Origin of the sequence: Pleurocapsa sp. PCC 7327 (assembly GCF_000317025.1) — a bacterium.
GTDB lineage: Bacteria > Cyanobacteriota > Cyanobacteriia > Cyanobacteriales > Microcystaceae > Hydrococcus.
In genome coordinates, this window is record NC_019689.1 from 2,352,784 (window position 1) to 2,373,015 (window position 20,232).

At 44.5% G+C, this 20,232-nt stretch carries 22 protein-coding genes; 12 read left to right on the plus strand and 10 right to left on the minus strand.

The features are described 5' to 3' along the window. Positions 1–24: 24 nt before the first annotated feature. Positions 25–822 carry an SAM-dependent chlorinase/fluorinase gene (locus PLE7327_RS10485; RefSeq protein ID WP_041393125.1) on the plus strand — a complete coding sequence of 266 codons (798 nt, stop codon included), beginning with the start codon at positions 25–27 and terminating at the stop codon, positions 820–822. Here PLE7327_RS10485 and PLE7327_RS10490 read toward each other — a convergent pair. The 3 genes from PLE7327_RS10490 to PLE7327_RS10500 all read right to left on the minus strand — a co-directional run bounded on the left by PLE7327_RS10490 (position 819) and on the right by PLE7327_RS10500 (position 3,431). Continuing rightward, positions 819–1,499 carry a response regulator transcription factor gene (locus PLE7327_RS10490; RefSeq protein ID WP_217523367.1) on the minus strand — a complete coding sequence of 227 codons (681 nt, stop codon included), beginning with the start codon at positions 1,497–1,499 and terminating at the stop codon, positions 819–821. The two genes, PLE7327_RS10485 and PLE7327_RS10490, sit on opposite strands and share 4 nt — an antisense overlap. After that, positions 1,457–2,362, minus strand: a complete 906-nt coding sequence (locus PLE7327_RS10495; protein ID WP_015143808.1) for a S1C family serine protease — start codon at positions 2,360–2,362, stop codon at positions 1,457–1,459. The genes PLE7327_RS10490 and PLE7327_RS10495 overlap by 43 nt, the downstream gene beginning before the upstream one ends. Before the next feature lie 148 nt (positions 2,363–2,510). Then, positions 2,511–3,431, minus strand: coding sequence for a S1C family serine protease (locus PLE7327_RS10500; RefSeq protein WP_015143809.1), 921 nt, complete (start codon positions 3,429–3,431; stop codon positions 2,511–2,513). Between the two features lie 257 nt (positions 3,432–3,688). Between PLE7327_RS10500 and PLE7327_RS26515 the strand changes: the two genes are divergently transcribed. Together PLE7327_RS26515 and PLE7327_RS10505 are read left to right on the plus strand one after the other, a co-directional pair. Further along, complete coding sequence (locus PLE7327_RS26515) at positions 3,689–3,916, plus strand: DUF2281 domain-containing protein (RefSeq protein WP_371265296.1); 228 nt, start codon at positions 3,689–3,691, stop codon at positions 3,914–3,916. Further along, complete coding sequence (locus PLE7327_RS10505; protein ID WP_015143810.1) at positions 3,834–4,229, plus strand: type II toxin-antitoxin system VapC family toxin; 396 nt, start codon at positions 3,834–3,836, stop codon at positions 4,227–4,229. The genes PLE7327_RS26515 and PLE7327_RS10505 overlap by 83 nt, the downstream gene beginning before the upstream one ends. 184 nt (positions 4,230–4,413) lie before the next feature. Here the strand turns inward: PLE7327_RS10505 and PLE7327_RS10510 are convergent, their stop codons facing one another. Next, on the minus strand, positions 4,414–4,752 hold the full coding sequence (locus tag PLE7327_RS10510) for a type II toxin-antitoxin system PemK/MazF family toxin (RefSeq protein WP_015143811.1): 339 nt from the start codon (positions 4,750–4,752) through the stop codon (positions 4,414–4,416). Next, positions 4,739–4,963, minus strand: a complete 225-nt coding sequence (locus tag PLE7327_RS10515) for a hypothetical protein (RefSeq protein WP_015143812.1) — start codon at positions 4,961–4,963, stop codon at positions 4,739–4,741. The genes PLE7327_RS10510 and PLE7327_RS10515 overlap by 14 nt, the downstream gene beginning before the upstream one ends. A gap of 417 nt (positions 4,964–5,380) precedes the next feature. Between PLE7327_RS10515 and PLE7327_RS25255 the strand changes: the two genes are divergently transcribed. The 3 genes from PLE7327_RS25255 to PLE7327_RS10525 all read left to right on the plus strand — a co-directional run bounded on the left by PLE7327_RS25255 (position 5,381) and on the right by PLE7327_RS10525 (position 7,888). Next, positions 5,381–5,599: a hypothetical protein gene (locus tag PLE7327_RS25255; RefSeq protein ID WP_015143813.1), complete on the plus strand. Its 219-nt coding sequence runs from the start codon at positions 5,381–5,383 to the stop codon at positions 5,597–5,599. Positions 5,600–5,621: 22 nt separating this feature from the next. Then, positions 5,622–6,446, plus strand: a complete 825-nt coding sequence (locus PLE7327_RS10520; protein WP_015143814.1) for a glycosyltransferase family 2 protein — start codon at positions 5,622–5,624, stop codon at positions 6,444–6,446. A gap of 263 nt (positions 6,447–6,709) precedes the next feature. Then, the gene (locus tag PLE7327_RS10525; RefSeq protein WP_015143815.1) at positions 6,710–7,888 is read left to right on the plus strand and encodes a glycosyltransferase family 4 protein; all 1,179 of its coding nucleotides are present in this window, start codon (positions 6,710–6,712) and stop codon (positions 7,886–7,888) included. A gap of 100 nt (positions 7,889–7,988) precedes the next feature. Here the strand turns inward: PLE7327_RS10525 and PLE7327_RS10530 are convergent, their stop codons facing one another. Beyond that, the gene (locus PLE7327_RS10530; RefSeq protein ID WP_015143816.1) at positions 7,989–8,198 is read right to left on the minus strand and encodes a type II toxin-antitoxin system HicA family toxin; all 210 of its coding nucleotides are present in this window, start codon (positions 8,196–8,198) and stop codon (positions 7,989–7,991) included. After that, on the minus strand, positions 8,195–8,407 hold the full coding sequence (locus PLE7327_RS10535; RefSeq protein WP_015143817.1) for a type II toxin-antitoxin system HicB family antitoxin: 213 nt from the start codon (positions 8,405–8,407) through the stop codon (positions 8,195–8,197). Before PLE7327_RS10535 ends, PLE7327_RS10530 begins: the two co-directional genes overlap by 4 nt. Positions 8,408–8,494: 87 nt before the next feature. Here PLE7327_RS10535 and PLE7327_RS10540 point away from each other — a divergent pair, with 87 nt between their 5' ends. Further along, positions 8,495–9,277, plus strand: coding sequence for a WecB/TagA/CpsF family glycosyltransferase (locus PLE7327_RS10540; protein ID WP_015143818.1), 783 nt, complete (start codon positions 8,495–8,497; stop codon positions 9,275–9,277). 93 nt (positions 9,278–9,370) lie between these two features. Next, positions 9,371–10,813, plus strand: coding sequence for a sugar transferase (locus PLE7327_RS10545; RefSeq protein ID WP_015143819.1), 1,443 nt, complete (start codon positions 9,371–9,373; stop codon positions 10,811–10,813). Positions 10,814–10,994: 181 nt separating this feature from the next. Here the strand turns inward: PLE7327_RS10545 and PLE7327_RS10550 are convergent, their stop codons facing one another. Beyond that, entirely contained in the window at positions 10,995–12,929 is a 1,935-nt protein-coding gene (locus tag PLE7327_RS10550) for a hypothetical protein (protein ID WP_015143820.1), read from the minus strand. Between the two features lie 270 nt (positions 12,930–13,199). After that, positions 13,200–14,099, minus strand: a complete 900-nt coding sequence (hslO, locus tag PLE7327_RS10555; RefSeq protein WP_015143821.1) for an Hsp33 family molecular chaperone HslO — start codon at positions 14,097–14,099, stop codon at positions 13,200–13,202. A 567-nt stretch (positions 14,100–14,666) separates the two neighbouring features. Between hslO and PLE7327_RS10560 the strand changes: the two genes are divergently transcribed. The 3 genes from PLE7327_RS10560 (at position 14,667) to PLE7327_RS10575 (ending at position 17,642) form a co-directional block, all read left to right on the plus strand. Continuing rightward, positions 14,667–15,662, plus strand: coding sequence for a hypothetical protein (locus PLE7327_RS10560; protein WP_041393131.1), 996 nt, complete (start codon positions 14,667–14,669; stop codon positions 15,660–15,662). A gap of 451 nt (positions 15,663–16,113) precedes the next feature. Next, positions 16,114–16,965 carry a 3-deoxy-7-phosphoheptulonate synthase gene (gene aroF, locus PLE7327_RS10570; protein ID WP_015143823.1) on the plus strand — a complete coding sequence of 284 codons (852 nt, stop codon included), beginning with the start codon at positions 16,114–16,116 and terminating at the stop codon, positions 16,963–16,965. Positions 16,966–17,366: 401 nt separating this feature from the next. Beyond that, positions 17,367–17,642 (plus strand): hypothetical protein, encoded by a 276-nt coding sequence (locus PLE7327_RS10575; protein WP_015143824.1) that lies wholly within the window; start codon positions 17,367–17,369, stop codon positions 17,640–17,642. A gap of 47 nt (positions 17,643–17,689) precedes the next feature. On the opposite strand, the gene cruG is transcribed toward PLE7327_RS10575, so the two are convergent. After that, the gene (cruG, locus tag PLE7327_RS10580; RefSeq protein ID WP_041393133.1) at positions 17,690–18,889 is read right to left on the minus strand and encodes a 2'-O-glycosyltransferase CruG; all 1,200 of its coding nucleotides are present in this window, start codon (positions 18,887–18,889) and stop codon (positions 17,690–17,692) included. A gap of 165 nt (positions 18,890–19,054) precedes the next feature. On the opposite strand from cruG, the gene PLE7327_RS10585 reads away from it, so the two are divergent. Next, the gene (locus tag PLE7327_RS10585; protein ID WP_015143826.1) at positions 19,055–20,224 is read left to right on the plus strand and encodes an RNA-guided endonuclease TnpB family protein; all 1,170 of its coding nucleotides are present in this window, start codon (positions 19,055–19,057) and stop codon (positions 20,222–20,224) included. Positions 20,225–20,232 lie beyond the last annotated feature (8 nt).

Here is a 20,232-nt window from a genome sequence, read left to right on the forward strand (position 1 = left end):
CTTATGTCGATCCCCGCAGACATGATGACTGACAATCGAATTATTGCCTTGCTGAGTGACTTTGGCTTGCAGGATGTTTATGTTGGCGTAATGAAAGGCGCGATCGCTCAAATTAATCCTCAGCTAAAGGTAATCGATCTAACGCATCAAATTCCGCCTCAAAACATTGCTGCGGGACGGTTTTGTTTGATGAATGCCTTCTCCTACTTTCCTCCTGAAACTGTTTTCGTCGCCGTCGTCGATCCCGGCGTAGGTAGTCAGCGACGAGGAGTCGCAGTACAGTTTGCGGGCGGATATCTCATCGGTCCCGATAATGGCTTGTTTAGCGGCGTTCTCAGCCGGTCTCCAGCTATTGCTGCCGTCGAATTGACCAATTCCGATTATTGGCTTTCTCCTCATCCCAGTTCTACCTTTCACGGTCGAGATATTTTTGCCCCCGTGGGCGCTCATCTCGCTAGTGGCGTTCCTCTCGAAAAACTCGGCTCTCCTATCGATCCGACAAGCCTAGTTGAACTACCGCTAGGATTTTATAAGATGACGGAGAACAGTATCATTGGAACGATTCAGTATATCGATGTATTCGGTAACTTAATTACTAATATTCCAGCAACAGCCGTAGAAGACAAGAGATGGTCGATCGCGATCGCCGATTCGATCGTTCCTTGCGGTCGAACCTACAGCGACGTGAAAGTAGGAGAGATTATTACCCTCGTTGGCAGTCACGGATGGGTAGAAATTGCCGTCAATGGCGGGAGTGCCAAATCCCAATTACAGGTCGATTGGGGAGATTTAGTAGAAGTCGTTTACCAAACCATGTCTTAAAGCACGATCAAACCCTGTCGCAGTCCCAGCGTTACGGCTTCCGTGCGACTCGAAGCATTGAGCTTGGCAAAGATGGAACCGATGTGAAACTTAACCGTATGTTCCGAAATGCCCAGACGCGAGGCGATCGCTTTATTCCCCAATCCCTGCGCTAGCATTTGTAGCACCTCAACCTCTCGCTGAGTGAGCGCTTCAGTTGGTTCGGCTGGCAGCGCCTGCGTCCGAAACGGATTGACGTTCAGCCAAGACTCGACAAGATTGGGATGCAAGACTATCAGTCCTGCTGCTGCCGCCGCGACAGTAGCGATAATCTCCTCTGGCGTCGCGGTTCGCGGGAGTACAGCCCGCACTCCCGTTGATAGGATCTCAATAACGCGATCGCCCTCCATTGGATCTATCAAAATAACGATCGCGGGGTCAGAGGTTTCATCCGAAAGTAACGACTCCCAAAAAAACTCCTCATCCGTTTCCCACCAATCCAGCAGGATTGCGTCGGGCTGTCGATCGCGATCGAGCTGCATGAGAGCGTTTAAATCTGAAGAACTCCCAACTATCTCAAAATCGGGCTGAGCGCGGATGATGCTCTCTAACCCCGCCCGCGCGATCGGATTGGTAGCATGTACCAATACCCGCGTCATTTTGCGTTGCTCCCGACAACGACGGTTCGCTCGTAGCACTTGCGATCGCGCAGAAACTCTAGGAGAAAGCAATCGCCAGGTTGGGCATTCCAGAGAAAATGGGCTAGCTCGTTAGGAGTGCGAAAATATCGCCTATTGAGACTAATAATAATATCGCCCCTTTGCAACCCAGTAGCCATGGCTAGACTGCCGAAAGCCACCTCTAACACCAACCAGCCGATAACGCGCCCGTTTTCCCAGGGAACGAGTACGGGTTGCATCGTTACTCCAAGCGTTATGCGGTGCGGCGAAGCGAGGAAGCGCTCGACCTCATAACTGGGCACTACCAAAGCCAAACCACCTGCGATCGCTGTATTAATCCCGATAACTTCACCCCTTGCGTTAGCTAGAGGTCCACCCGAATTGCCGGGAGCAAGTCTTATATCGGCAACAACCCATCCTTGTGATTGGAGATTGGGTACAAAAGATTTCTTGGCATATACCTTTGTCTGTTTTATCTTTCCTGTTGCTTCGCCATCGAGCGAATGGACGATTCCCATTGTCAAAGCGCCAGTCGCGCCGAAGGGATTGCCAACTGCCAGCACCAATTCGCCTACCCGCAGTTTACTAGCGTCTCCTATTGTTATGGTTGGCAGATCGGTTGCTTCCACTCGCAGCGCAGCCAAATCCCTTTGGGGGTCTTGCGCCGTTACCTCGGCCTCCAACACCCGCTCGTCTGCCAGCACGACAGTAGTCTGCCAACCTCGTACTACGTGAGCATTGGTAATAATCAAACCATCCGATCGCCAGATAGTGCCCGAACCGCTATTGCCTCGACCGCCACTTATCTGGACGGTAGAAGCTTGCAACCGTTCGGCTATATTGGCTAATTCTAAGGCTAACTCAAATGATGCGATCGTCATATCAGTTACCAGGCATTTGATTTTGGATTTTGGATTGGTGAGAGTTAATAGTTAGTAGTTAGTGGTTAGTAGGGGCGGGTAGATTTTAAAACGCGAGAGATTTACCTATACTCCTGGGATTTGCGAATTCCGACTTCCCCCATCTCCCTCATCTCCCCTGTCTTTCGCCGACAACTATTGCTAGTTCTACTAACTCGCCGCCGCGAATGAGTTGTGCTTTTAGAGTTTGACCGACACTTTGGGAACCTAAAAATGCCTGAACATCTCTTGTGTCCTTTACAGGGGTATCATCGAGAGCGACTAATATATCGCCGAGTAAAATTCCCGCGCGCTCGGCAGGTCCCTGCGGTTCGATGCTAACGACCATCACTCCTTGCTCGGAAGATAGAGGCAGTTTGCTCTTGAGAGAGTCGGGCAAGCGAACGGGTTGCATTCCTACACCCAAATAGCCACGACTGATGTATCCTTTCTCCAGTAAGCGATCGAGAACTCGATTGACGGTAGCTGCTGGAATCGCTAGAACTGTACCACGCGGCCCTGTGGTGGTAAAGCCAACAACTTGACCGGTCGCATCGACTAGCGAACCTCCAGCGCATCCTGGATAAAGATTCAGGTCTAGACGGAGAAAGCGATCGATTAATCCGCCGCTCATGCTGCGCCAAGAACCGCCTGCCGTGCTAACAACGCCTAGACTGGCAGACAGACCGCGATCTCGCCCCCGACCGATCGCTAGAACGAGATGGCCGACTTTAAGCGATGCTGCATCTCCAATCTCTGCTACGGGGAGTTCGGCATCTGGCAGTTTGAGAACGGCTACGTCAGTACTGGGATCGCGCCCGATCAGCGTCGCGGGAACGGTACGATCGTTAGGTAAGGTAACGGTGATGTCATCTTCTCGCCTAATCGTTTCGTCGGAAGTAACGATAATACCTTCTCGCCAGTGAATACCGCTTGAGGAAATGCGCCGCGCATGGACGGCGACTACAGATCGACCGACGCGATCGACAATATCGGCTAGGCTATTAGAAAGAGCCAATAAAGTACTCTCGGTTGTAGCTGATAAAGACATTCTTTCCTCCAGAGATTGAGAATTAGATTCTTCTGTTCTCAATCGTGCCGTTGTTGGGAGGAAAGTGACATCGGGTATTTGGAGAGGACAGTACCTAGAAAAATGGCTAGGCGCGATCGCAATACTGTCACGATTGTTTCAGGATAACTGTTACTTCGATCTCTGACTACGAGCAGAAAGCTAAGATTGAGATGACAAGCTTTTGGAGATAATTTGCTATAGTTTCCACATCTCAATCAACTATCAGCGATCGCATCATTGAAAAACTCGATCGACTACCCCCATCCCAACAACAGGAAGTCTTAGACTACATTGAGTTTCTCATTTACAAAAACCAGCCCCGCAAAACGATTTGGGATAAGATTGACGAAATAGTCAAGGAAGTTCCAGAAGAAGTGTGGGATGAATTACCTACCGATGGCGCACAAGAACACGACCATTACCTTTACCATTACCTTTACGGAACCCCAAAAAAAGGACTGTGAACGCTGTATTTGTCGATACTTTATATTGGATACTTTATATTGGATAGCGATAACGAACCCAAAAGACCAGTGGCATCAAAAAGCGGTTGAGATTAGGGAAAATGATCTAGCCATTCGTCTAGTAACAACAGAAGCTGTCCTCATCGAACTGCTTAACTATTTCAGCTCTTATGGTTCTAGAATGCGTCAAGTAGCAGTAAACATAGTGCGTGCTATCTTGAGTAGTGCCGATCTTGAGGTGATTCCTCATACTAATGAACTGTTTTTGTCGAGTTTGGCACTCTACGAACAACGCCTAGAACAAAGGTTATAGTATGGTTGATTGCATTTCGATGACGGTCATGAGAGAGCGAGGATTGACTGAAGTGTTAACTCATGACAAACACTTTACGCAAGAAGGATTCAGAATTTTGTTGTAGTTTAAGCAAAGGAGTCAGCAGAGCGATCGCATGTATCGAGCGGTTATTGGTATGAGTTGCGATCTTTTGATGGAGAAGTTACTCTAGTGCCAAATGAAGCTTTAAAGCTGCATCGACTAACTGCATTAATTCCTCTCTTAAATTTCCCATCATCTCCCCAGTAATTCGCTGTTTAGAAATCGTTCTTACCTGTTGCGCCTGAACTTTAGAAGGCTTGGGCAAACCGCTATCAGATGGCTGAAGAAGAACCTCAAAAGGGTAGACGCGATTGAGATTTGATGTAATCGGTAAAACTGTCACTGTAGAAGCAGCATGGTTATTAATATCATCGCTGACTATCAACACTGGACGGCGTTTAGCTATCTCAGATCCAACAGTGGGGCTAAGATTAGCGTAGTAGATTTCACCACGTTTCATCAGCTAACCCATCCGCAACTGTCAACTCCCAATCTGGATCGATTTCTTGAGAGGCTTCTCTGTAAGCTTCTTCTAATTCTCGTTCTTGTAATAAGGTTAAAGCTTCCTCAATCACTTGAGAGCGAGATTTACATCCTTTGGCAACCCTATAACTCTCAATAAACCTTACTAGGGAAGGTGATAAGGAAATTGATAATTTTTGCGACTGCATAGTATTACTAAACAGTAAGTAAGAAATTTCCTACTAAAAATTCTATCCCACCTCAGATATCTAAATCGAAGAATCGCGATCGCCTTCATCGAGGACTTTTTAACCCCAATGAGTCGAGAACAAATGTATTACTGTATAGAGGATCGGCGATCGCCAAGTAATTGAGGTATTAATACACTATCTAGATAGCTTAGCTCACTCTGGCAATCAAAACTAAAAATTAGCGCTCGCTTCAATAGCAAGGTAGTATAAGATCTTTGCTTACGATCGCGCTGTCTGCCTTACTCATGGAGGATTTCAGTGTCTCGGTTGAAAAAACTGAGAATTTTTTTCACAACGCGATCGTTTTTGAGAAGGAAATGGGTAATTTAAATAGCAAGGTAACTCAAAAGAGCAACCAGAGCGATCGCAGGCAGTATGTCAGATCCAATCATTCGGGTTGAAAATCTAGGGAAAAAGTATATTATCGGTCATCAGAGTGAAGGGCGATCGAAGTATGTTGCGCTACGGGATGTGATTGCTAATGGTGCGAAGTCACTGGTTCAAAGAATCCAAAATCCAAAACCCAAAATCCAAAATCAGTATGGGAGTTTTGGGCGCTTAAGGATTTCTCGTTTGAGATTAAATATTTATTAATTTCAGGTTAATTGATTAAAAAATGACGGATCGATCGCCAAAAATTTCAATTATTACTCCATCTTATAATCAAGGCAAATTTATAGAATCTGCCATTCAAAGTGTCTTACGACAAAATCATTCTAATTTTGAACATATTATTATTGATAATTGTTCTCAAGATCAAACCAAAGAAATTGTAAAAAAATATAACCATTTAGTTTGGATATCCGAACCAGACAAAGGACAAAGTGATGCTTTAAATAAAGGTTTTAAAATAGCTACAGGAGATTTGATTGGATGGTTAAATGCTGATGATTTATATCTTCCTTACTGTTTTTTTAATGTTGGAAATTATTATTTAAACAATTTAGATATTGATATTTTTTATGGCAACTATCGATGGATTGATGAGACAGGAAAATTGCTACAGTTGAGACAAGAATTAGATTTGGATCTCTTTATTTTGAAGTATCTTCACGTTCACTATATTCCTACTGCTTCTGTCTTTTTTAGAAGAAAAATTTTTGAAGAAGACAATTATTTAGATACTTCATACAATTATGCAATGGATTACGAATTTTTTCTGCGTTTAGCATTAAAAGGTTATAAATTCGCTCGTATTCCTGCTTATTTGGCAGATTTTCGCTGGCATTCTTCAAGCAAATCAACCCAGCACGCACAAGCACAAATAGAAGAAAAAGAAAAAGCTTTATTGATTTATGATTGCAATTTACAAAAAGTACCTTTAAAATCAAGAAACTTGATTAGATTTTTTTTAAAAATTATGGCAATGAGCAAGCGCTATTTGTTGAAATTATTTAAAGGTTATTATTTTCAACAATGGAATGTATACAAGAGGATTTAATATTTTTTATAATTAGATAAATAGCAGTGATTATTTTCTCTAGCTTTGAAAAATGAAAATTAAAATCTTGCTGAATTTTTTCTTCAAAACTGACGAAGTTTTGAAGAAAAATTGCGATTAAATAATTTTTTTTTAGCAAAGTGCTGCAATATCATTGACATAGATAAAAACTAATCATTAACAGTTAATTATATAGAATGGATTTGTTTTAGCAAGTGAAGCTATATTATTTTAAATTAAAAACTGAAGTCATGAAAAATTAAATGCAATTTCTTTATACTCTTACAACTTATCCCCCTGCAATTGGCGGCGCACAACTTCACCAACACCTAATCGCACAACAGCTTAACAAAAAACACGATATTCAGGTAATTAGTCATTGGAATAAAAATCGAACTGATTGGCTACTGGGAACAACCTTAAACGCACCAGAAAGCAGCCATGACTATATAATTGAAGAAATCAAAGTACATCAAATAGGGCTTTCTCGACAAGAAAAACTTAAACTAACCCCTTACATATTAATTTACTATCCATTAATGGATGTTGCATTGCCCAAGATTGCCTCCTCTCTGGAAAAGCATCTCCATACATATGCCAAAAAAGCTAACTTAATTCATAATGTTCGTATTGGTCGAGAAGGATTGAGTTATGCTTCTCTTCAGGCTGCTCATCACTATGATATTCCTTTTATTCTGACTCCAGTCCATCATCCTCGCTGGGTAGGATGGCTCTACCGAGCTTATTTAAAACTGTATAAATTGGCTGATGCAGTTATTACCCTAACTCAGGCTGAGAAAAAAGTACTAATCGATCTCGGAGTACAAGAAGAACGAATTCATGTTACAGGTCACGGTCCTATCTTGGCAGAGAAGGCAGATGCAGAAGCTTTTAAAAAATGCTATCAAATAAATGAGCCAATAGTACTATTTTTAGGGCAACATTATCCCTACAAAGGCTATCGACAACTATTAGAAGCAGCGCCGATTGTTTGGCAGAAAATACCAGAAGCAAACTTTCTCTTTATTGGACCTCCTGTAGCTCAATCTGAAAAAGTTTTTGAAGTAATAACAGATCCACGCATTCACCGTTTAGGTGCGGTAGGCTTACAAGAAAAAACTAATGCTCTAGCTGCTTGTACTTTACTCTGCGTTCCCTCAAATCAAGAAAGCTTTGGTGGAGTTTATACAGAAGCTTGGAGTTTTGGAAAACCCGTCATTGGTTGCAATATCCCCGCCGTTTCAGAAGTCGTTACTGATGGTGTTGATGGATACCTTGTTTCCCAAACTTCTAATGAAATTGCAGAATCTATTTGTCAATTATTACTCAATCCCAGCCAAGCACAAGCAATGGGAACAGCAGGCAGACAGAAAGTAACGTCAAGATTTACCTGGGAAAGATTAGCCCAATTAACAGAACAAGTATACCAAAAAGTATTATAGGCACTCAGAGCGAGGCTACCAGTTACGAGGATGCCTACGATCGCAGCCTACCCTAGATTACTTTCACGAGCTAGCTACAGTCAAATCTATCAGCGATCGCTTACTCTAAATCTTTTGCAATTAACCTAGCTATTTTCATCAAAGCCTTTAAGGTTCCCATTTTCAAATCTTTATTTCCATGTACGGGAATCGATAAAATTTGCATGGTTCCAGGCTTCTGATAGATATGATGACTCCCAGTAATTTTCTTTAAAATCCAGCCTTTTTTCTCCACTATTTTACATAACTTTTTCCCAGAAACAGCTTTCATATAGCGATTTCAACTACTTTATCCGTATCCTCTCTAGATTGAATGGATTCACTGCTATTAGCTACTTCGAGCCATCCTTCAATCGCATCTTTAAGGCGAGCCATCAACTCTTCCCACGTATCTGCTTCCGTGATACAACCTGGTAATGCAGGGACTTCTGCCCAATAACCGCCTTCCTCAGCCTGATGAACAATAGCTTTAAATTTCATCTTGAGTGTTTTTTGTCGTAATTAGGGAATATTAAAGATTGAAAATATTCTAAACGATTAGCTAGTTAATAGTAAGGCGATCGCGTTGTGTTAAATCCCGATCTCGAACATAAATTAATTATAGGAACTCGAATCGATGCTACCAGTTACGAGGATGCTTGCGATCGCATCCAAACCTGGGCAACTAATCAAACCTCTTGTTATATCGTTGCTGCTAATGTGCATGTCGTCATGACTGGCTACTGGCAGCGAAACTATCAAAAGATTATTAACAATGCCGCATTAGTTACTCCTGACGGAATGCCTTTGGTTTGGGCAATGCGTCTTCTGGGTGTTAAAAGACAATCGCGGGTTTATGGACCCGATCTCATGTTAGCGTGGTGCGATCGCGCGGCTAAATATGGCATTCCTATTTTCTTATACGGCGGCACCGAGGCGATGCTAGCAAAACTTCAGAACAACCTAGAACGACGCTTTCCCAGACTGACAATCGCTGGCAGTTATGCTCCTCCCTTTCGTCCTCTCACTCCAGAGGAAGAAGCGAGCGATAGAGAGCGCATTCAGGCTACTGGTGCTCAAGTAGTTTTTGTTGGCTTGGGCTGTCCGAAACAGGAAGCATGGATGTCCAGACAACAAGGAAAACTAAAAGCGGTTATGGTCGGCGTTGGCGCAGCGTTTAGTTTTCATAGCGGCGAAGTGGCCCAAGCTCCCAGATGGATAATGAGATTAGGATGGGAGTGGCTCTATCGTCTTGCCAGAGAACCTAGAAGATTATGGCGACGGTATCTCATTAATAATCCTACCTTCTCGATCTTATTTGGGTTACAGTTGTTCGATCGCTGGATCGGAATTAGAAGCCATCGCCAATAAACTTAATTCTTGAGTGAGCGTTCGACAACGGAATTGGGAATTCTCAAGGTAGACGTAAAATTAAATTCAGCATTCAGAATTCCTTCCGTCGCTATGGCAAAGCTTCCTGGCGAAACGCGCAAACTTCAATCTGATATTCGAGCGCCCTATCAATTTCGCCTATTCCATCTTGCGAGCTGGCAATGGTATCAAGTTTTGGCATTACTGCTGAGCGATGTGTTAGCGCTAGCAGGTGCTTGGCAGGTTGCCAGATATCTCAATCACTTTTATTCTCCTCTTCCTCCTCAGTTAGTTTGGTGGGTTTGGTTGGGAATGCCGAGTTTGTTTTGGATCTTTGCCGCCATCACGCTAATATTCTTTGCCTACGGGAGATTGTATAGCACTTCCAACCAAAGTCACAACTATGTACGGACAGCTCAGTTAGTCAGCGTCGTCTATCTCTTATCTCTGGTTATTTGTTATTTCTACGATCCCAAACTCGACCCGCCGCGATCGCTCTTTTTTACTGCTTGGATCGGCAGCGTCGTTATGGTAATGGGGTTTCGGCTGTTTATTACCCTTATCTTCGGTCAATTTGTCCAGAAACAGCCGCAGGTATCTGTCTTTCTCATTGCTCCCGCAGGACGGTTAAAGAAATTAGCGCAAATTTTAAAACATCGCTCCCGCTATCAGGTCATCGGTGCGGCACTCGCCTCGACAGCAAATACTTCTGCTACGCTTCAGGCAATTTTGCGATCGGGTGCAGCAGAGGTTCTGGCGGCAGATATCCCCCAGACAGAACTCGCCTCAACCCTCTACTGGAACTTGCGGCGTGCTGGCATCGCCTTAAGATTGCTTCCGTCGAGCCGAGAAATCCTCTACCGTCGGGGAGTACCGGAAATATTTGCCGGATTGCCGACGCTGCGAGTAGAAACGCCCTTGCTAATTGGCTGGGATTACCGACTCAAGCGCTGGCTGGATATTATTGGTGCTTTCTTTGGGGTAATTTTTTTGTCTCCTTTATTAATAGCAGTCGCGATCGCGATTAAACTCTCTTCGCCCGGACCCGTCTTTTTCTGTCAAGAACGCATCGGGTTGTACGGCAAAGTCTTTCAGATGTGGAAATTCCGCACGATGGTAGTCAATGCAGCCGAACTACAAGCCTTCCTAGAAGCGCAAAATCAGATTCAAGATGGAGTGATGTTCAAACTGAGAAACGATCCCCGCATTACGCCTATCGGTCGCTTTCTCAGACGTACCAGCATTGACGAACTGCCGCAACTATTTAATGTTCTTTTGGGTCAAATGAGCCTAGTAGGTCCTCGTCCTTTACCTGTAAGGGATGTCGAGCGCTTCGAGCAATGGCATCACATTCGCCATCGTGTCCTTCCAGGAGTAACGGGACTTTGGCAAATCTCCGGGCGCTCTGATATAGAAGATTTTAACGACGCTGCTCGGCTAGATCTTTATTACATCGACAATTGGTCGCTGAACTTAGATTTAGATATCTTAGTTGAAACTATCAGAGTTGTTTTATTTGGGAAGGGAGCCTATTAAGGACGGAGGAGAGGGGACTGGGAATGGGGAGACAAGGGAGACAAAGGGGAAACAATTAACAACTAACTACTAACAACTAACTACTAACCAATCCTTTCATCCGCCGTTCTCCTTGAAGAGGTTCGAGGAGCGTGCGGCGGCTTCGCCAAAATCAAAAATCCTTTCATCGAATCACTGGTCATTATCTAGAACCCGATCTCGGATTTGGGAAATTAGTTTGCAACAAAGGAGAGGAAGGCGTTGGATTGGGAGCGGGGTTTAACATTTGCTGCCATGTCTGAATTTGTGCCCGTGCCGATTCGTAGGCGCTGCTTTCGCTGGGAATCCTTCTGGCTAAACGGATCGCTTCTTCTATTGAGGCTGAGTTTGCCAGGTTTTCTGCCATACTCAACAGTTGATAGCTCCAGCGATTGAGTGCCTGTGCGCTTTCTCCTCCTACGTCCGTCGAAGATGGGATTCTCCTCAAAATATTAAGTGCTGCTACTAAAGCTTCTGGCGTTCTCGCCTCTGCTACGATTATGGCCTCTTGATAATCTTTTTGCGCCTGAATTTCTTGCTCCCAGTCCCTAATATTGGCGCGTGCTTCTCGATAAAGCGCTCTTCCCCGTCCAATTTTTCGGGCTGCCTCTATAGCAGCTCCATAATCTTTGCTACTGGCTAGAGTATTTGCTTGGTCTAGAAAAGGACGGTCTTCTTGTTCCTCAATAATGCTTCTCCACTGACCGATTCTCTCCTGAGCTTTATTGTAGAGAGCGCGATTTTGACCGATTAAACTTGCTTGAGCGATCGCTGCTTGTAGGGCAGGAACTGTACCGCTCATTGCCAATTCTTCGGCGCGATCTAAAATCGGCTGGTCTTCAATCGTTTGCACCTGACTAACCCAGCGACCGATTTCTTCTCGCGCTTCCCGATAGCGAGGATTGTCCCGTGGGATGAGTTCTGCTTGCGCGATCGCTGCGTTGAGATTTTCAGTTGTCCCCAGTTGTGCTAAGCTCTTCGCCTTTTCCAGAACGGCAACATCCTCAATTTCCAACGTCCAGCGACCGATTAAGTCTTGAGCAACTTGATAAAGAGGACGATTGGGTTCGATTTGTTGGGCGATGACAATCGCTGATTCCAAACTCTCGACCGTTCCCATCTGCGCATCCGCCCCCGCAGTGGCGATCGTCTGCCAGTCATTAGCTTCTTCCTTGAGACCGAGGCTTTCGGGAAGTCGGTCGGTGACATCTAACAAAGCTTGCCAATCGCGTTTATCGATTAAGCCCTCGATATGCTCGACAATCTTTTCTTTTGCCTTGGCGATTAACTCTCGTGCTTCCTGATAGGCATAGCTGTTGGATTCAATTTTTTCTGCATCTTCTACGGCTTTAAACCAATTGTCGATGCCGCCCCGACGCAGGGCTACATAAGCACCATCGAGTTGACGACTTTCTTCTTGGGCGCGTTGGATTTCCTGGGTAAGTTCCCCGTATTTAGTGGTTGCCCAGTATTGATTTTCCAAATAGAGCAATTTGATAGCTTCGCGGAACGCCATATTCCATTCAGATTCTCTCAAGCGTTCCTGCGCTGCGGCAAAAATTTTCTCGCCTTCAGACCAGGTAGACTGCCAGCTTTCGATCCGCTCCTCTACGAGGTTGTAGGCTTGGACGTTATTGGGAATTCTCCGGGCAGTTTCGATCGCCGCGACCAGGCTACCTTCGTTAAACTCCTTCTCGGCAATGTTTAAGATTTCTTTTGCCCATTGCTCGACATTACTATCAATTTCCGATCGCAAGGGATGATCTTTAGATAGAGCTTCTACTAGATTAATTGCGGCTAACAAACCGTCTACCGTCCCTTTTTCAGCTTCTAATTGGGCGCAATAAAGGCGCATCGAAGCCGAAGCGACGGGCCAAAAAATCCTCGGACAATTGGGAGTTTTGGGCAACTGCAACAACCAAGACGTAGCCGCAAATCCTATTCCTCCCGATGCCAGCACCAACAAAATTGCCCAAACCTGCCAACTCAGTTTGCCAAAAGTGTTTTGAAACAGTTTTCTTACCGGGTTGGCAGAGTCAAGCCGAGCGCTCGAATGACGGATTTCTGTAGGTGCCAGTTGTTCCCGATCTGTCCTCATGATTTACTCAAAATATCTAAATTCATCCCACCACTGAGAAAGAATTTTTGCTGTTTCGCTTTTAGGACGAGAAGCTCTAACGACTTCCAATGGCATTTAGGTGGCTTTTTTCCCTTTTGGATCGAACTTAAGGTTTTGCCACCTATTTATTCGAGTAGTTATCCCTAAATTTTCCTAGGGAAGTAGATTGTGTTCGATCTTACCACGACATTTAGCGAAAGCGGTTTGAATTTTCGACTTCTTTACCAGTTAATTGAAGTTAGCGACACTTCAAACGGATTCTGCTCTTAAATCTTCAATCAACTGCGCTAGATGATCCCTACTAGCTTGGTAAATCTCGCCACAGAACTGACAGGTAGCTTCTGCTCCATCGTCTTTTTCAATCATATCTTGGAGTTCTGCTTCTCCGAGGATCTTCAAAGCTCCCAAGACTCGGTTGAACGAACAAGGGCAATCAAAGCGTATCATCTGAACTTCTGGCAGGATAACTAAACCGAGATCGCCCAGCAAGCGATTGAATATGTCAGGTAAGGTCAAACCTTGCTGCATCAGAGGGGTAAATCCCGATAATTGACCGACGCGCTCCTCTAGAGTTGCTACTAACGCTTCGTCTCTAGCTGCTTTGGGCATCACTTGTAACAGGATTCCTCCCGATGCCGTCACGCCTTCCGCTCCGACGAAAACCCCGACTATTAAAGCCGATGGGGTTTGTTCGGAGGTGACTAAGTAGTTGGCGATATCATCTCCTACTTCGCCAGACACTAGCTCGACCGTGCTGGAATAGGGATAGCCATAGCCGATATCCCGCACGACATAAACAAATCCCTCGCGACCGAGCGCTCCGCCAACATCTAATTTTCCTTGCTCGTTCGGCGGCAATTCTACGCTGGGATTGTCTACATAGCCGCGTACCGTTCCGTCGAGTCCCGCGTCGACTAATAATCCCCCCATCGGTCCATTGCCTCTGATGCGAATGTTTACTCTCGATCCTTCGCGTTTCATATTAGAAGCGAGTAACAGTCCAGAAGTCATAGCACGTCCCAAGGCGGCTGTTGCGACATAGGAGAGTTTGTGTCGCACTCTTGCTTCTTGGGTCAAACGGGTTGAAATCGCTCCCACTGCTCGTATGCCACCATCTGCTGCTGTCGCCCGTATTAATTGGTCTGCCATAGTTGATTTTTTGCCGATCGTACTTGATATAACTTAACAAATATTTATGCTTCAAAGGGGTTTAGGCACCGTCTCCGAGCAGGTAGAGACAACCGAACCGAGGTGCGATCGCTAATAAATCTGTACAGGTTTGAGCCAATTGAGCCAAGTAGCAATTTTAATCCAAAAATTTCCTCCTCGATGACTTCCGCTCTTGATAATTTCTTTACCTTTTCTTGAAAATAACTGACTCTAGTTTAAAGTTTTGATGAACCTAGTAAAAACACGTAGACAGTTACCCACCAAAGTGTTATCAAAGAATTATAAAAAGTATTGTTTTTAGAAATTAAAGTACTAAATTAAGCATTTATTAACGAAAAGATAAAGAAAAATAAGCAAAAATTAGTCTGAATTATTTTAAACTGTTTGCTAAATATTTATTCTTTTTTTACTCTAAATGTAGCGAATGAGTAGATTGCTTTTTGTTGGCACAAGTCCCAAAATTAAAACGATTTTAGCCCAAAAATTGAGATAATAATGAGTAAAAACTTGTACCCCCTAGTTAAAACTAGAAATGTCAAAAACAGCATGGCTTCAGAGCTGAAAACTCAGCCAAGCCAAAAACCTTGGTGGAATCGTCCGCTCTGGGGGGACAAGAGTCTATTGGAGAAACTGATATGTAAGCTCAGCAAACCTGAAGTATTCGAGGGTGCAATACATTTACACAATCGAGAACTCCTGGAAGCACAAGGCTTTAGCAAGATGGCTAAAGCTATTGATAGCGATAAATTTGGCTCTCAAGAGTTTTTACTTTTTGTCAAGATTAAGTACTTATTGGCTAGTAATTTAGATGGGTATGAAGGATTGTCCGATAGCGCACAACTTCTCGCAGTAGCGCTTAAAGCTAAAGATAGCTTAATGGTACTTAATCAAACTGAATTGCGTTATCAAACCTATAAACAACAGCAGTTTTACAAGTTTGTTGAAGATCTACTGTCTCAAAACTTAGATATAGAAACATTTCGAGGGCGAGTTCAAGCTAAATTAACCGAACTTCTCGTGCAAATAAAAACTGAAGAAGATAAAATGGCTTTGCAAGCTTATGTCAAAGAGTTAAACGATCTTTCAGAACACGAGCTTGGATTAAAACTCCTTGTTTCATTAAAAGGATATTACTGTATCGATTACTCAATCTTGAGCAAAATCGCTGCGATAATCAACCGTCTTGGCAAGAAAGACATACAAGATCTAAAGAGATTAGTTTCTTTAGTGTTAGTTAATTATGAATTCTTCAAAAAACTCAAAAAAATTATTGGTCTTTCTGAAGAAAAAAACACCCCTGAAACTTATGCTAGATTGATTCAATATCTTGCACTCAACCACAAATATCAACTTGCATTTTTGAAATTTCAGGAGTTAGAGGCGGTTCTGTGGCAATGGTGTAAACACTACCAAGCTATTCTCGCTATTCGTCAACAATATCCGCCTAGCCAATACAAGCAACCGAAAGATTTTTCTCAAGAAATCCCCGGTTTAAAAATTTATCTAAAGTATAAAAATTGGTTAAGCGATCGCAAAGCTTAACTATTTACATGGGTTTGAATCCCTCACCTCGTCCAAGCGAGAATTTCTGTACGTGTATTGGGATTGACGATCGCATCCTTCTCTGCTAATCTAAAGGCATTGCAAGTAATAAAAGTTTTAGAAATTATTAAATGCTTAACAGCATTACGCCCTATTTTTATTTTTGGTTTATGTCGGTTCGCCAAAGGTGAATCCAGTTTCTACTGGCAACCAATGGCGAACCGCAGAGTAAAATCTGCGGTTTTTGTTTTGTCTAAAACGCTCGCTCTCAACTTGAAGAAACGCAAAATGACGCTATTGTCGAACTATTTTTACGGTTTTTACTTTTTTTGGCCCAGACCAGTTCCGGGTAGCTAGAGTCGTGTAGCTAATTTCTTCCATCACCTTGCCCGGAACCGAAATCGGAACCGGGCTTTTTAATTGCTTATTTTCGTCAAAGGAACTATTAACTATGTTGAATGCCAAACTCGCCCTCAAATCTCATCCCGAACAAAAAACCATCGTTCCCCTGTCCGATACCATTGCTTTCGGCGGTAGGGAAATCGTCATCATCGGTGGACCCTGTGCCGTTGAAAGTTTAGAACAGATGGAACGAGTTGCCAGTCACCTCAAACCTACCCCCATTCAAGCGTTACGGGGAGGGGTTTACAAACCGAGAACCTCTCCCTACGCTTTCCAAGGATTGGGATTGGAAGGACTCAAGATCCTGGCCGACGTTAGGCGACGTTATAAAATGCCCGTCGTTACAGAAGTAATGTCAATAGAACAGATAGAAGCGATCGCTGCCCATGTGGATATCCTACAAGTCGGCAGCCGCAATATGCAAAACTACGATTTACTCAAAGCATTAGGACAAGTGAATAAACCCATACTCCTCAAGCGTGGTCTAGCAGCTACCCTTGAGGAGTTTGTTTATGCGGCAGAATATATCTTAAGTCACGGAAATCCAAACGTAGTGCTTTGCGAACGAGGCATTCGCAGTTTTGATTCTTATACTCGTAACGTACTCGATTTAGGGGCAGTAGCCGCTCTCAAACAGATTACTCATTTGCCGATTATCGTCGATCCCTCCCATGCTGTCGGCAAGCGGGAGTTGGTCGCACCGATGGCAAAAGCTGCGATCGCGACTGGTGCGGATGGTTTAATCATCGAGTGTCATCCAGAACCGGACAAGTCGGTTTCCGATGCCCGTCAAGCTCTTTTCCTAGAAGAAATGGTCGATTTAACCCGCATTCTAGAACCGATTGCAGCAGCTGTAGGACGCTGCTTTCCGAAACTCGCACTTCCTGCGATCGTCCCTTAATTGCCGTCTTTAAGGGTTAAGCCAAATACACCAAGTTGAAAGATCGCGGCGAAAAGCGCGATCTTCTCTATTTAGATGGATTAAATCCGAGCTATCTTTTTTAGAAAATAAATCCTTGGATTATTCTTAATTAACGAAAAAGATAAAAAAAATATAAAAAGGCGCTAAGATTTTGATTATTTAAATTGCATGATTTCAACGATTAGTACGAGCGATTAATCTATTTCTTTTATTTCCTTACTATCTTTATCCCTAGCCAAGGTTGGATAGAAAATTAAAGACTTTTCCGTATATTGTTTGAAAAATCGTTAAGATGACAGTAGCATAATTATCAGAATTTTTTACTGGTAAAATAGTAAGTTACTAGAAGTGTAGTACACACTGTTTTCTTCATTACAACTATGATCGAATCATCTGTTAATGCAATTGATGAACCACAATTACCACGAGAGGAGAGGGTAATCCAACTAAAAAATGTCATAGAAACCCTACGCATCGCCGATGAAATTGCTACTCAAGGCTATTTAATTACTAGCTCCGAACTAGCAGATTTAATGGATATTAACGCGAGCGCCGTAACCAGTCGCGGCGATAATTGGTCGTGGCGGAACTGGGTTGTCTCGCGGGTAAGACGAGAAGGCAATCAAATCCTCTGGCAACTCGAAAGAGTCGATTAAAAATCGTGTGTGAGAAACAAACGATTGAAAGATTTTCCCATGCTTTCTTAATTCTCCAAGCTATAAATTCGCCCTCGCCAGTGGGTAGGTTTTTGAAAAGCAGAAATAAAAATCCGCAACACCGCTAACGGATCTGCCAAAGGAGAAAGCCAGAATAACCGCACAGCAGGCGAGGGTTTTTCGCCTCGATAGTAAGAAGGAGCGATCGCCCCCAGTAGTGCAAAGCGAATGGCAAGTAAAAAAAGGTTCAATCCGACTGCTGCTTTTAAGGTAGGAAAAGAATATCCTAAACCCAGACAGGTTAATAAAATTGCAGAAACAAACAGCGGCAATCCCTGCGTCCCCAACAGCAGCCACAAATCGCCCCAGAGTTGACTGGAAGAAGCAGCATCTTTGAGATCGAGCGATCGCCCCCACTCTTGCCAAGTTTCCCTCGCCCCTTCATACATTCGCACTCGAATGACTTTAGCACCGTCTAAGAAACCCACTTTGAATCCTTGGGTAGCGGCGTAGCGAGCAAGGGTTACGTCGTCGCAAAACGAACTTGCCGCACTGCTATATCCTCCCAACCTCTCTAAAACCGAACGACGACAGAAAAAACACTGTCCGTTTGCCATGACTCTTTCCGGTACTTGCTCCCTCACGCCTGCCGAATTGAATCGGTACAGTAACGTCATCAACAGGGCTGGTTGCAACCACCATTCCCCCGGATGGCGGAGGATAAACTGGGGCGACAGGGAAACGAGATCGTATCCTTCTTCCTCTGCTGCTGCCAGCAAACTCGCCACTAAGCCGGGTTGAGGTTGTGTATCGGCATCGATGCCCAAAATCCATTGACTTTTAGGGGAACTGTTCAAAAAACCCGTATGTAGTGCCCAAGGACGACCGACCCAACCGCGAGGGAGGGGATCGTCCGTCATTAGGCGAAAACGGGGATCTTTTTGGGCGGCTGCTTTAACCCGTTCCTGCGTCCCGTCTTGGGAATGGCTATCGACGACAATAATTTCCCGCACTTCGTAGCTTTGCCGACTCAACCCCGCCAGACAAGGATCGATTCGTTCCGCTTCATTGAGGGTAGGAACGATGATGCTGACCGTTCCTAACAGGTCTGGTGTGGGGTTTTTGGGTTCGAGGGGCGGACGGCGACCGGAACCCCTCAAAAGACGGGAGAGAAGAATTGGGATAGCGGTTCCCTGGAATAGCAACAGTCCAAGGGAAATCGCACCCAGAATTTCTTTGCCCAGCAATCCAGCTATCACCAAGAACCTCCGGGAAGCCCCGTGAGTTCGCGCTGGGGAGGGATAGGAGCGGCGGTTAAGAGGCTCGATGCCTCGAAAACCGCCACATAATCTTCAACTATAAACCGCTTCTCTTTATCCACTTGCTACCTCACTAATTGATATGATTGGAGCATGAAACAAACACTGACACTGGTTTGTAAGCTTAAACCTACACCTGAACAAGCCCCTCAAATTGAGGCAATGCTTCAGGCGTTTGCCGATGGCTGCAATTTTGCCAATGAATCCGTGAATCCAAAAGTTACAAACAAGGTAACGATTCAGGCACAGACTTATGGGCAGTTGCGCTCTCGGTTTGGTTTGAGCGCTAATCAAGCAGTGCGTGTTTGTGCCCGTGTTGCAGCTAACCGGAAAACCGCAAAGCTCAAAGGCAAATCGGTTAAAACGTTCAAACCAACTAGCGCTGATTATGACGCTCGAATCTTTGCGTTTCGAGAAAAGGATTGGTCGGTGAGCCTGACTTTGTTGGGGCATCGGGAACAGATCGAACTCGATGTTGGCAAATACCAGAGTGGCAAGCTCAAAGGGAGAAAACCGACATCTGCAACGCTGTGTAAACATCGCGACGGGCAATTCTACATCCACATTCAGGTGAGCGATGAAACGCCACAGCCAATTAAATCTAATCATGTCATCGGCGTTGATTTCGGCAGACGAGACATTGCTGTAACGAGCGATGGAAAGAAGTGGGACGGTAAACCCATCGAGAAAGTTAGAGACAAATTTTCCAAGACAAGAGCATTGCTCCTGGCAAAAGTCTCGAAAGGCACAAGAACGACGCGCCGTAGGGTGCGCAAGATCTTGAAACGGCTGTCGGGAAGAGAGCGATGCTATCAAGCTTGGTTGAACCACAACATCAGCAAACGCATCATTGAAACTGCAAAATCTCAAAGCGCCATGGTTGCCATTGAAAATCTGACTGGCATCAGAGATAGAACCAATCAGCAACCGCGAAACAAGACAGAACGGAGACGTTCTAACTCTTGGGCATTTTACCAACTTCGCACCTTCGTGGAATACAAAGGACTCAAGGAAGGGATTGGGGTTGTTGCGGTCAATCCTGCCTACACAAGCCGAACTTGCCACGTCTGCAATCATTTGGGATTGCGCAGTGAGAAGCGGTTTAAGTGTGGCAACTGTGGATGGCATGGCGATGCTGATGTAAATGGCGCAATTAATATTTCTAAGCTTGGGGCAGCGTTTGTAAGCCTGCCTGGAGGCTCGAATCTAAGTTTTTCTTTGAACCGCGATGATTCAGGGCTACTGAAAGCTCCGCCCTTCTAGGGCGGAGT

What these genes read in the sequence shown, in the direction of transcription:
- PLE7327_RS10500 (WP_015143809.1), bottom strand. Translation starts at nt 3,431, where the DNA reads ATGTCTTTATCAGCTACAACCGAGAGTACTTTATTGGCTCTTTCTAAT.
- PLE7327_RS10485 (WP_041393125.1), top strand. Translation starts at nt 25, where the DNA reads ATGACTGACAATCGAATTATTGCCTTGCTGAGTGACTTTGGCTTGCAG.
- PLE7327_RS10505 (WP_015143810.1), top strand. Translation starts at nt 3,834, where the DNA reads ATGAATTACCTACCGATGGCGCACAAGAACACGACCATTACCTTTACC.
- hslO (WP_015143821.1), bottom strand. Translation starts at nt 14,099, where the DNA reads ATGGCAGACCAATTAATACGGGCGACAGCAGCAGATGGTGGCATACGA.
- PLE7327_RS10515 (WP_015143812.1), bottom strand. Translation starts at nt 4,963, where the DNA reads ATGCAGTCGCAAAAATTATCAATTTCCTTATCACCTTCCCTAGTAAGG.
- PLE7327_RS10545 (WP_015143819.1), top strand. Translation starts at nt 9,371, where the DNA reads ATGGCAAAGCTTCCTGGCGAAACGCGCAAACTTCAATCTGATATTCGA.
- PLE7327_RS10560 (WP_041393131.1), top strand. Translation starts at nt 14,667, where the DNA reads ATGGCTTCAGAGCTGAAAACTCAGCCAAGCCAAAAACCTTGGTGGAAT.
- PLE7327_RS10525 (WP_015143815.1), top strand. Translation starts at nt 6,710, where the DNA reads ATGCAATTTCTTTATACTCTTACAACTTATCCCCCTGCAATTGGCGGC.
- PLE7327_RS10575 (WP_015143824.1), top strand. Translation starts at nt 17,367, where the DNA reads ATGATCGAATCATCTGTTAATGCAATTGATGAACCACAATTACCACGA.
- aroF (WP_015143823.1), top strand. Translation starts at nt 16,114, where the DNA reads ATGTTGAATGCCAAACTCGCCCTCAAATCTCATCCCGAACAAAAAACC.
- PLE7327_RS10520 (WP_015143814.1), top strand. Translation starts at nt 5,622, where the DNA reads ATGACGGATCGATCGCCAAAAATTTCAATTATTACTCCATCTTATAAT.
- PLE7327_RS25255 (WP_015143813.1), top strand. Translation starts at nt 5,381, where the DNA reads ATGTCAGATCCAATCATTCGGGTTGAAAATCTAGGGAAAAAGTATATT.
- PLE7327_RS10495 (WP_015143808.1), bottom strand. Translation starts at nt 2,362, where the DNA reads ATGACGATCGCATCATTTGAGTTAGCCTTAGAATTAGCCAATATAGCC.
- PLE7327_RS10550 (WP_015143820.1), bottom strand. Translation starts at nt 12,929, where the DNA reads ATGAGGACAGATCGGGAACAACTGGCACCTACAGAAATCCGTCATTCG.
- PLE7327_RS10530 (WP_015143816.1), bottom strand. Translation starts at nt 8,198, where the DNA reads ATGAAAGCTGTTTCTGGGAAAAAGTTATGTAAAATAGTGGAGAAAAAA.
- PLE7327_RS10585 (WP_015143826.1), top strand. Translation starts at nt 19,055, where the DNA reads ATGAAACAAACACTGACACTGGTTTGTAAGCTTAAACCTACACCTGAA.
- PLE7327_RS10535 (WP_015143817.1), bottom strand. Translation starts at nt 8,407, where the DNA reads ATGAAATTTAAAGCTATTGTTCATCAGGCTGAGGAAGGCGGTTATTGG.
- PLE7327_RS10510 (WP_015143811.1), bottom strand. Translation starts at nt 4,752, where the DNA reads ATGAAACGTGGTGAAATCTACTACGCTAATCTTAGCCCCACTGTTGGA.